Here is a 9,946-nt window from a genome sequence, read left to right as displayed (position 1 = left end):
TATCAGAGGCAGTCCTTATTTGTTTACTTAAAATCGGTTTTTTATCATAGAAGAAGGCCCTCGAAACGAAAAACGTTTCGAGGGCCTTCTCATTTATAAAGCTGAGTTATGTCCCAGCCTCTTTTTTGTCGTCTTACCGGTTGGCTGTCAACTGGCAGCCGGTCTGATCGGTAACGAGGACGTTCGTATTAAAATATTGACCATCACTTTTTAGGATCAATGATTTTTTCTCGGGATTATAATCAAGTGTCATTTCCTGATCGAGAAAATGGCTTGACCACCGTTTAACGAGGACCGGTCCGACATTCGAATCAATCGTCATATCTTCATCCGTTGCGGCGGTGACAAGACGAATGCTGAAGATACCGGAATTCCCGCAACCGCATCCTTCTGTATCGTAATAAAGATGCAATTGACCTTCCGTATCACCGCGTAACTGATCAATCCGACCAAGCGCGGCTTCTGTAAATGTAATATGCATGACATTCACTCCTTTGATACCAGTATACGACGAACAGGAAAGAAAATAACGTTACTTGCTCAGTCGGACTTGACGGCGCATCCGGACGAGCAGGAAGACATATCCGGCAAGAAGGACGACGACACTTCCGAGAACAACTGTATCAACAAGCCCGTTATCCGACTGGAAGTTGATTGCAATGTAAGCCCAGACGAAGACGAGCGGGTAAATCGGATCACGGTTAAAGAACATGAACAACAAGGCGAGGACAACACCGACACCAAGCATGATCATCGTCCAACCGGCATCGCCGATTCCAAGCCATGAGTTGATGTTTTCGGTATCAATCGTCAAGAAGATATTGGCGATTGTCGCAACCGAGACCCAGCCGAGGTAAAGTGAGAATGGCAATTTAAAGCGTAAGGCTTTTGTCTCGCGGTCGATTTTTGAGTAAATCACGATCAGTGAAACGAGAAGACCGACGATGACGACGACCGACAGCGGGAATAACTTGTATGAGAACGTAACAATCCAACCGGCATTGAACAGACAACTGATCAAGAACCATGGTCCGATTTTTTTTGCGATATCATGTTCCTTGAATTTCGGAATCGTCTGCATGATCAACCAGACGAGCAAGACAAGATAGATAAGTCCCCAAATCGAGAAAGCATAACCTGCGGGTTTGAAATAGGTCATGATCGTGTCCGAAATACGTCCTGTCTTTCCACCGTCAAGCGCATTGACGGCAATTGTAAAAACAAAACCAAGCCAGTTGAGCCAAATCCATTTGTTTTTCAATACAAAAACCTCCTTTAATCTCTAAAGGAGGTTTACCCGGATATTTGACTCTTTAGACATCAGCGTCGGCTCGTCGGATTTAAGAACGACATGCCGATGGCCGGATTACCGGTATGTGAACCGAGGACGGGCGTTAAGTTATCGATGCGAACCGTGACATCGAACCGCTTTTCGAGATTCGTTTTCCACTCGAGCGCCAAATCATAGGCTGTCGCGTGGAATAACGAGACATCGGTGACCGTTCCGCTCTCAAGCATTTCGACGAGATGGTCATAAATCTTTCCATGGGCTTTCTTGAACGTTCGAACCGTCTGATAGGGCACGATTTTTCCCTCTTCGAAATGAAACAGCGGCCGCAATTGAAGTAAATTACCGACAAACGCCTTCGTCGAGGAAATGCGTCCGCCTGCCTGCAGCTGATCGAGGTTCGCGACCGTGAACTCGATGTGATGATCGAAGCGGCGCTCTAAAATATACTGCTCGATCTCTGTGACTGCCATTCCATCTGCTGCGAGTTGCATTGCTTCCGCAAGCAATTGGCCCGCCGGATAGATGCCGCAACGGGAATCGATGGCGATCAACCGGAAACCGGCAATTTCCGCACCTTGAACAGACGCATTATACGTACCGCTCAGTTCACTTGAAAGATGGATTGCAAAGCCGACATCATACTGTTCTTTTAACCGTTCATAGTGCTCCGTGAACGTGCCGATAGAAGGTTGACTGGTCGTAACCTTATGCTTCGCACCAATCCATTCATAGACCGTCTCAGCCTGGACATCGACGCCGTCCGTAAAACTTTCACCATCCTTCATGACGAGAAGAGGGACGACGGTCAAGTCTTCGTGCTGAGAAATCGAATCGGGCAAAATCGTCGTACTGTCTGTAATCCATGCAATCTTCATCCTGTTTCCTCCTTGTTTTAGTACCTGGTATTAATTGTAGTTGTAAGCGTTATCGCTGTCAAATGAACCTTTAAAAATTTCAAACATTTTAGTTGATTAACTGACACAATACGCTATAATCGGTACGTGATTAGTAAACTTGAAGTCGTCTTATACTAAACTGTTATTTGGAAAGGAGGGCGTGGATTGCGGACGATCGGAAACAAAATCAAAAATCTGCGTCTTCAAAAAGGCTTGACGCAAGAGGAGCTTGGCGAACGGACGGATTTAAGTAAAGGATACATTTCGCAAATCGAACGTGAAATCAGTTCACCGTCGATTGAGACGCTGTTCAGTCTTCTGGAAGTACTCGGCATCTCGGCGAAGGATTTCTTTGATGAGGATACATTAAACCAAAAGGTCGTTTATTCGCAAAAAGATGTCACGCGTTATGAGGACCCGGAACAAGGGTATCATGTGACATGGTTGATTCCGGAATCGAATGAAAAGGAAATGGAGCCGGTCTTACTGCGATTGGCACCAGGCGGACACTTTAAAGCATACGAACCGTCCGGATCGGAAACGTTCGTCTATGTACTTGAAGGGGCGGTCACGTTGAAGCTTGGCCGGGAATCATTCGTGGCGACGCAAGGCGAGACGCTCTATTATAAAGCTTCAGAAATTCATCAGTTACGAAATGATTCAAAGGCAGAAACGAAAGTACTCGTGACGGCCACGGATTCGTACTTATAAGGAGGAATAAGATTTGGCAGACAACAATACAATCATTCAATTTACAGACGTGACAAAACGTTTTGACGATCAGACGGTTCTTGAACGCGTCAGTTTTGAAATTGAACGCGGAAAATTTTATACGCTGCTCGGACCATCCGGTTGCGGGAAAACGACGGTCTTACGGCTGATTGCCGGATTCACCGAAGCGACGGAAGGCGATATTCTGTTCAACGGAAAACGGATCAACGATGTCCCCGCCAACAAACGGCAGGTCAATACGGTCTTTCAGGATTATGCGTTGTTCCCGCACCTCAACGTCTTCGAGAACATCGCGTTCGGATTGCGGATCAAAAAGATGAAAGACGCGGAAATCAAGACCCGTGTGCTCGATGCGTTAAAGTTCGTCAACTTATCCGGATACGAAAACCGCGAAATCACGGAGATGTCAGGTGGACAGCGTCAGCGTGTCGCCATCGCCCGGGCAATCGTCAATGAACCGGAAGTCATCTTACTGGATGAACCGTTATCGGCACTCGATTTGAAACTCCGGACGGAAATGCAGTATGAGTTGCGTGATTTACAGCGCCGTCTCGGCATTACGTTCATTTTTGTCACGCACGATCAGGAAGAGGCGCTGGCGATGTCGGACGAAATCTTTGTCCTTAATCACGGTCTGATTCAGCAGTCGGGTACACCAACGGATATTTATGACGAGCCGATTAACCGTTTCGTCGCTGATTTCATCGGAGAATCGAATATCATCCCGGGACGGATGTTGATGGATTACCGGGTCTCGTTTGCCGAAAAAGAATTCGAATGTGTCGACCGCGGTCTTGAATTAAATGAACCGGTCGAAATCGTCATCCGTCCGGAAGACTTGGAAATCACCAGCGTCGCTCAAGGGAAGTTGCGCGTGACCGTCGATTCCCAGTTATTCCGCGGTGTTCACTATGAGATTGCCTGCATGGATGAAGTCGGAAACGAATGGCTCGTCCACAGTACGAAAAAAGCGACGGTCGGGGAACAGATCGGCCTGACATTCGATCCGGAAGCGATCCATGTCATGCGTCTGAATGAGACGGAAGAGGAATTCGACAAACGGCTTGAGTCCTACGACGGGGTGCTGTGATGCAGAAGACACGTAACTGGTACCTGATTCCGTATAGTTTCTGGATTGCGTTGTTCGTTATCGCGCCGATCGTCCTCGTCGTCTATTATTCGTTTCTCGATCTCGAAGGACACTTCTCACTCGTCAACTACCAGAAGTTCTTCACCTCGACGTATCTGACGATGACGCTCAGCTCGTTTTGGTATGCCTTTTTGATCACACTGTTTTCACTGGCAATCGGTTATCCGACCGCCTATCTACTGACGAAAACAAAGCATAAACAATTGTGGCTGCTGCTGATCATCTTACCGACCTGGATTAACCTGCTCTTAAAAGCCTATGCATTCATCGGTCTGTTCAGCACATACGGATGGGCGAACCAGACGTTGGAAGCGATCGGAATCGGCCGGAAACAGATCTTGTTCACGGACTTCAGTTTTGTGTTCGTTTCCGTCTATATCTTCATTCCGTTCATGATCCTGCCGATCTTTAACGCGATTGAAAAATTGAACCCGTCACTTGTCTTTGCGGCCCGCGATCTCGGAGCTTCGAATTTCATGACGTTCCGTCGTGTCGTCTTTCCATTGACGCTTGACGGTGTCAAATCGGGCTGTCAGCTCGTTTTCATTCCGGCGCTGTCGTTATTTATGATTACACGCCTGATTGCCGGGAACCGGGTCATCACGCTCGGAACAGCAATTGAACAACAGTTTCTTGTCACACAAAACTGGGGCATGGGCGCGACAATTGCCGTCTTCCTGATTATTGCGATGGCAATCATTCTGGCATTAACGAGTACGAAACGGAAGAAAGGAGCGACAACATGATGAAACGATTAAAATTAGCGAATCTGTACTTGATCGGTGTCTTCATCATCTTGTACGCCCCGATTCTGTATCTGGCCTTCTACTCGTTTAACAGTGCCGATAACATGACGAACTTTGATTCCTTCACGTGGGATTGGTACAAGGAAGTGTTCCAGGATTCCCGACTTTTGATCATCGTCTTAAACACGCTGGTCATTGCGCTTCTGTCCGCAGCGATTTCGACGATCATCGGTGTCCTTGGAGCGATCGGGATCCAGGCGGTCCGCAAGAAACGGATCGAGACGTCGCTGTTGACGCTCAACAGCATCTTGATTGTCAGTCCCGATGTCATCATCGGGGCGTCGTTCCTGATCTTCTTTACGATGCTCGGCATTCAGCTCGGCTTTACGTCAGTCCTGTTGTCACACATCGCGTTCTCCGTTCCGATTGTCGTCATTCTAGTCCTGCCGAAACTGCAGGAAATGAGTCCGACACTCGTCGATGCAGCGCGTGATTTAGGAGCGAGCCGGCTCGATGTCCTGACGAAAGTCATCCTGCCGTACATTACACCCGGTATCTTTGCCGGCTTCTTTACGGCATTGACGTATTCACTCGATGATTTTGCGGTCACGTTTTTTGTTACCGGAAATGGATTCACGACATTGTCCGTTGAAATCTATTCGCTCGCGCGGCAGGGGATTTCGATGAAAATCAACGCCTTGTCGACCGTGATTTTCCTGTTTACATTCTTACTCGTCATCGGCTATTACTTCCTGAACCAACGTTCTGCGATGAAGTTGTCCCGACCGGAGGTGAAATGATCGATGAAAAAACTCATTCAATTGTTTGTCGCGATTTTCTTGATTTCCGGTATCATCCTGTTTGCGTTGAACCGGCTGAATGCGACTCAAGGTTACTCAGGAAAAAATGTCCTGAACATCTATAACTGGGGCGATTATATCGATCCGGAACTGATTGATCAGTTCGAAAAGGAATCCGGTATTAAAGTCGTCTATCAGACGTTTGATTCAAACGAAGCGATGCTGACGAAAATCGAACAGGGCGGAACAACATATGATATCGCCGTCCCGTCCGATTATGCGATTGCGAAGATGATCGAAGAGGATTTAGTGTTGCCGATCGATCAACAAAAGATTCCCAATCTGAAGAACATCGATCCACGGTTCCTCGATTTATCGTTTGATCCCGGCAACAAGTATTCGATTCCTTATTTTTGGGGAACGGTCGGAATCGTCTACAATCAAAAACTGATTGATGGAAAAAAACCGACCAGCTGGAAAGACCTTTGGGATCCGGCGTTGAAAAATCAAATCCTTCTCGCAGACGGCGCACGTGAAGTGATGGGGATGAGTCTGAACAGTCTCGGCTATTCCTTGAACGAGACCGATGAAACGAAACTGCAGGAAGCAAAAGCCAACCTGATGGATTTGACACCGAACGTCAAAGCGATCGTCGGAGATGAAATCAAGTTGTTGCTTGCCAATGAAGAAGCGGGAATTGGTGTTGTCTGGTCCGGTGATGCCAATGAAATCATGAGTGAAAATGAGAATTTGAACTATGTGATTCCTAAGGAAGGGTCGAACGTCTGGTTCGATAACGTCGTCATTCCGAAAACGGCTAAAAACGTAAGAGGTGCCCATGAATTCATCAATTTCATGCTGGACCCGAAAAATGCCGCTAAAAACGCGGACTATGTCGGATACTCGACGCCAAACGAAGCAGCGCTGAAATTGCTCGATCGGGACGTGCGGGAAGACAAACGTTTTTATCCGGATAAACAGGTGACGGATACGCTTGAAGTATATGAAAACTTAGGGAAAGAAATGCTCGCTCATTATAATGAACTATTTTTAGAGTTCAAGATGCATAAGAAATAACAAGAAAAGTTGTTGCCCAAACCGGGTAACAACTTTTTTTAAAATATTTTTTAAAGAAATGTATCTAAAGTGAATATTATTTCGAAAATGGGGGAATGAGATATTTATCAAAGCATTTCAAGGGGGAGCACATCATGAAACAAATTTTTGGTCTTATCTTAACTGCCGCACTTACCATGAGCCTCGTCTCAGGTCCTTCATATAACCAGTCTGCCGAAGCAGCAAAACCAACAGATATCGATTGGTTAAAACAAGTTAAAACGACAGCGGCTAAAGCCAAATCCGTCGATGGAAAAGTGACATTGGAAAAAACGACGTTAGCCCAGGTACATAGCGCGTACAAAGGGGAAAAAAACTCGACGTGGTGCCAAAGCGGGAAAGGATTGGTTGCACCGAACAAAGCAGTTCACTACTGCTCGACATTCGGTGTGCCTGACCGCAAAGCGAAAGTCTCAGCCATCGTCTACAATCCAAAAATGATCGGCCGGACGATTACCGTCAAAGAAGTCAAAAAAGCATACTCGACGGCTAAACTCGATAAAACCTTCAACCTGATGACCGTTTCGACAAAAGAGGTCAACATTTATCTAAATTTAAATTCTGAACGTACACAAGTCATGTCAATTCTAGTAAAATATAACTAACGAACAAAGGATGACCTTTTGGGCCATCCTTTTTATTGAATTTTTTTATAGATTGGCACGAGTTGTTCATAGGTATTTCGAATCAATTTTACTAGATCTTCGTGCGACATCGTACTGACTTCTTCGGCAGAGACGTGACGGCCAACCAAAAATTCTGCTTTCTTGACATCGCGGAACCGGACGAGTCCTTGTTCCAGACTGGTCTCGTCGATCTGTTGTGCCTCTTTCTTCATATGATCGTAAGAAACAACAAAATCGGACGGCAATGCATGCAACAGCTCCTGATGATCCAGTAGTTTAGCGGCGTACTGTGATTTATTCGGAAGTTCGTAAATGTAAGCGAGCCAGATGAACAGGTGATCATCAAACAAGCCGACTTGGAAATGCGGATGTTTTTTATAGCCGCGTTTGTTCGGGGAAAAAGCCATCCATGTGTCCTTCGGGGGATTTACTTTCCGGCGGGCATGCTGTGCAATATGCACATACATATCTTCTGCCAAGTTAACCGTTAAATCCGGTGAGACTTCCTGTCCGATTTGTTTGAAGACGGGTTGAATCCGTTCCCGAATCGCGTGCATGCGTTGTTCCAGTCCTTCAATCTCAAATGTATCAAACGCTTCTTTTGTAAAATGTGTAGTCATTGATTCATCACCTCTACTAGTAGTGTAACAAATCAAAGCATCAAGAACAGACCTCAATGCTCAAATGAATGATCATCAAATTTTTTTCCAGATAGAAAAATGTGTTAGGAAGGGGAAGTCAACATGCGTCGCTTTCAACAATATCTCCTTCGAAGCTGGATTGTATTTTTTCTTGTCGTCATCGGAATCGATTTATTGGCGAAATCAAAAGACTACAGCCTGAGCATCGACTTTTTTACGTTTACGCTTGTTGTTGCACTCTCCACAATCTTTGTTGTTGATCCGGTCCGCAGAAGACATATGAGCTTTACGTTCCATTTCGGATTCGTATTGTTTACATTTTTAACGTATGGACTTTTGTCTGCCATCTGTGTCGGACAGTTGACGATGCTGATCTACCAATTGCGGACGTTCCATACCGCGATCGGCCGCCGGCGTATGCTACATAATTATCCGTTTAATGTCACACTGGAGCTGTTATTGATTTTACCTGCCGGGCTGGCTTACAATGCGCTCGGTGGAACACACGGAAAAGACTTCTTGTTGATTGAGAACGTCGGACCGTTACTCGTCATGGTCTTGATTTTATGGATTGTCTTACTGTTCCAATATAAATTATCGAACTTTTTACTTGGTGAAAATATCCCGAGCAGCGTCATGCTGCCGTTGCTTCGGTTCGAGGCGGTCGTCATTGCTGCCGAATTATTGTTCGGGATTTTCAGTACATTGATGGTTCAAAACAACGGGAACAGCGGTCTCGTCATGACAGCCTTTGCGCTGTTCATCATCAAACGGTCGCTCGGCAGTTCCGTCCATGCCAGTGACCGGATCGAGCACTGGGAACAGATTGAACGATTAAAAGAAGCGGCCTGGAAAGACGGTGACGCCCAGTTCATCATTGAACGGTATTTACGTCAGTTGAACCATTTCGTTCGTCCGGATATCGCCTGGATTAAATTCGATTTCGGTGAAGGGGAGTCGATTTATTATTCGTTAAAGGATGGCCGGAAATTAAAAGCGGATCATGTCCGCGGTATCATCATTGAAGAAATCATTGACGAAAAAGAAGAGGTTTTGCTGTACGGTATGCAACAGGAATGGGATATCCGTTTGTATGATTGTGTTCCGGAAGAAACCCAGTCGATTCTGTTCATTCAGCCGGAAGCGACGGAGAAAATCAATTGCTCCTTATTTTTAGCATCTGAAGCGAGCGGCGAATTCACAAAAGACTTTGGTTATGAGCTGTACCGTGCGTTACGTGTCCTCTCCTGGGCAGTCGAACGGGCGCAGGAGCGGGAGCGTTTGTTGACGGACAGCCGAACAGATGCGATGACGAAATTACCGAACTATAGAGCGTTACAGGAGTGGGGCGATCGCCGGATTCGACAACGTGATTTGTATCCATTCTCAGCCTTGATGATTGATTTGGATCATTTTAAACAAATCAATGATACGTATGGGCATGAAGTCGGGGATGTTGTTCTGTTTGAAGTCGCCAAGCTGTTAATGCAGGCGACACGGATCACGGATCTTGTGGCCCGTTATGGCGGTGAGGAATTTGTCGTCTTGTTACCGAATACAGATCTGGAATCGGCGCAAATCGTAGCCGAACGGATTCGCGAGACGTTACACGCCAATCCGGTTCAGATTGAAGAAGATTCGCTAACGATTACGGCAAGTATCGGCGTTGATACATTAAACGAGCTGGGAGATTTAGCAAGTCTGATCCGAAATGCTGACCGGGCGATGTATATCGGTGCGAAGTTCCAAGGGCGCGATCGTGTCGCATCATACCAAGAATGGAAAGAACGTGTCATCTAAAGTTGTAAGATAAAAACCGTTGACGTCTGAACTGCTCCCCGTCAAGTGGACAGGCAAAATAATAAAAATCTTTTAAACGGCTTGAGCCCTGAATTCTAACGGGCTCAAGCCGTTTAGTCGTTCTTGGTATCGTTCTTCATTGTAGAAT

At 46.2% G+C, this 9,946-nt stretch carries 12 protein-coding genes; 7 read left to right on the top strand and 5 right to left on the bottom strand.

What is annotated here, in order from left to right:
- Nucleotides 1–133: 133 nt before the first annotated feature.
- From R7V76_RS16495 to R7V76_RS16485, 3 genes are read right to left on the bottom strand one after another with little or no spacing between them, the layout of a single operon-like run.
- Complete coding sequence (locus R7V76_RS16495; protein ID WP_318094336.1) at nt 134–481, bottom strand: iron-sulfur cluster biosynthesis family protein; 348 nt, start codon at nt 479–481, stop codon at nt 134–136.
- A 51-nt stretch (nt 482–532) separates the two neighbouring features.
- On the bottom strand, nt 533–1,261 hold the full coding sequence (locus tag R7V76_RS16490; protein ID WP_318094335.1) for a TspO/MBR family protein: 729 nt from the start codon (nt 1,259–1,261) through the stop codon (nt 533–535).
- Nucleotides 1,262–1,320: 59 nt separating this feature from the next.
- Nucleotides 1,321–2,166, bottom strand: a complete 846-nt coding sequence (locus tag R7V76_RS16485; RefSeq protein WP_318094334.1) for a DegV family protein — start codon at nt 2,164–2,166, stop codon at nt 1,321–1,323.
- 186 nt (nt 2,167–2,352) lie between these two features.
- Here R7V76_RS16485 and R7V76_RS16480 point away from each other — a divergent pair, with 186 nt between their 5' ends.
- From R7V76_RS16480 to R7V76_RS16455, 6 genes are all read left to right on the top strand, one after another.
- A complete protein-coding gene (locus R7V76_RS16480; RefSeq protein ID WP_012371392.1) occupies nt 2,353–2,898 on the top strand; it encodes a helix-turn-helix domain-containing protein in 546 nt (181 codons plus the stop codon).
- 13 nt (nt 2,899–2,911) lie between these two features.
- Entirely contained in the window at nt 2,912–4,009 is a 1,098-nt protein-coding gene (locus tag R7V76_RS16475) for an ABC transporter ATP-binding protein (protein ID WP_012371391.1), read from the top strand.
- A complete protein-coding gene (locus R7V76_RS16470) occupies nt 4,009–4,815 on the top strand; it encodes an ABC transporter permease (RefSeq protein WP_012371390.1) in 807 nt (268 codons plus the stop codon). The genes R7V76_RS16475 and R7V76_RS16470 overlap by 1 nt, the downstream gene beginning before the upstream one ends.
- Entirely contained in the window at nt 4,812–5,615 is an 804-nt protein-coding gene (locus R7V76_RS16465) for an ABC transporter permease (protein WP_012371389.1), read from the top strand. Before R7V76_RS16470 ends, R7V76_RS16465 begins: the two co-directional genes overlap by 4 nt.
- Before the next feature lie 3 nt (nt 5,616–5,618).
- Nucleotides 5,619–6,692, top strand: a complete 1,074-nt coding sequence (locus tag R7V76_RS16460; protein ID WP_318094333.1) for an ABC transporter substrate-binding protein — start codon at nt 5,619–5,621, stop codon at nt 6,690–6,692.
- Between the two features lie 134 nt (nt 6,693–6,826).
- Nucleotides 6,827–7,336, top strand: coding sequence for a hypothetical protein (locus tag R7V76_RS16455; protein WP_318094332.1), 510 nt, complete (start codon nt 6,827–6,829; stop codon nt 7,334–7,336).
- Between the two features lie 32 nt (nt 7,337–7,368).
- On the opposite strand, the gene R7V76_RS16450 is transcribed toward R7V76_RS16455, so the two are convergent.
- A complete protein-coding gene (locus R7V76_RS16450) occupies nt 7,369–7,977 on the bottom strand; it encodes a YktB family protein (RefSeq protein WP_318094331.1) in 609 nt (202 codons plus the stop codon).
- Nucleotides 7,978–8,100: 123 nt separating this feature from the next.
- Between R7V76_RS16450 and R7V76_RS16445 the strand changes: the two genes are divergently transcribed.
- Nucleotides 8,101–9,798, top strand: a complete 1,698-nt coding sequence (locus R7V76_RS16445; RefSeq protein ID WP_318094330.1) for a GGDEF domain-containing protein — start codon at nt 8,101–8,103, stop codon at nt 9,796–9,798.
- 72 nt (nt 9,799–9,870) lie between these two features.
- On the opposite strand, the gene R7V76_RS16720 is transcribed toward R7V76_RS16445, so the two are convergent.
- Nucleotides 9,871–9,946 (bottom strand): IS3 family transposase (locus R7V76_RS16720; RefSeq protein ID WP_369076256.1); only part of this gene is annotated, 76 nt, incomplete at its 5' end.

This window comes from Exiguobacterium artemiae, from assembly GCF_033342815.1.
Lineage (GTDB): Bacteria > Bacillota > Bacilli > Exiguobacteriales > Exiguobacteriaceae > Exiguobacterium_A > Exiguobacterium_A artemiae_A.
The sequence above is the reverse complement of the archived record's forward strand: the minus strand, read 5'-3'. Positions and strand labels throughout refer to the sequence as shown.

Coding starts and splice junctions, on each gene's coding strand:
- R7V76_RS16495 (WP_318094336.1), bottom strand. CDS start 481: ATGCATATTACATTTACAGAAGCCGCGCTTGGTCGGATTGATCAGTTA.
- R7V76_RS16485 (WP_318094334.1), bottom strand. CDS start 2,166: ATGAAGATTGCATGGATTACAGACAGTACGACGATTTTGCCCGATTCG.
- R7V76_RS16470 (WP_012371390.1), top strand. CDS start 4,009: ATGCAGAAGACACGTAACTGGTACCTGATTCCGTATAGTTTCTGGATT.
- R7V76_RS16465 (WP_012371389.1), top strand. CDS start 4,812: ATGATGAAACGATTAAAATTAGCGAATCTGTACTTGATCGGTGTCTTC.
- R7V76_RS16460 (WP_318094333.1), top strand. CDS start 5,619: ATGAAAAAACTCATTCAATTGTTTGTCGCGATTTTCTTGATTTCCGGT.
- R7V76_RS16455 (WP_318094332.1), top strand. CDS start 6,827: ATGAAACAAATTTTTGGTCTTATCTTAACTGCCGCACTTACCATGAGC.
- R7V76_RS16450 (WP_318094331.1), bottom strand. CDS start 7,977: ATGACTACACATTTTACAAAAGAAGCGTTTGATACATTTGAGATTGAA.
- R7V76_RS16445 (WP_318094330.1), top strand. CDS start 8,101: ATGCGTCGCTTTCAACAATATCTCCTTCGAAGCTGGATTGTATTTTTT.